General features: G+C 74.1%; 1 pseudogene. It reads right to left on the bottom strand.

Annotated features, from left to right (window positions below):
• Window positions 1-282, bottom strand: a pseudogene (locus RT323_RS14400) (DNA repair protein RecN); the annotation flags it as partial.

The raw sequence follows: 282 nt of genomic DNA, 5'->3' as shown, positions 1-282 counted from the left end.
GAGCTCGACGACGGTGCTGCGCACCTCGGCCGTCTCGGCCTCGATCCGGGCGATCGCGGTGTCGTCGAGGTCGAGCTCGAGCACCTCCTCGCGGGCGCGCTGCGCCCACGCGATGACCTCGTCGAGGCTGGGTCCGTACCGGCGCTGCAGGGCGGTCAGGGCGGCCCGGCGCTCCTGCACCGTGGCGAGGCCGGCAGGGTCCAGGTCGATGTCGGAGGCATAGGACGCCAGCTCGGAGGCGATGTCGGTGAGGTCGATCGCGGCGCGCCGGATCCGGTCGGC

Source organism: Aeromicrobium sp. (genome assembly GCF_032084975.1).
Taxonomy (GTDB): domain Bacteria; phylum Actinomycetota; class Actinomycetes; order Propionibacteriales; family Nocardioidaceae; genus Aeromicrobium.
This window is presented reverse-complemented; position numbering and strand designations above follow the sequence as displayed.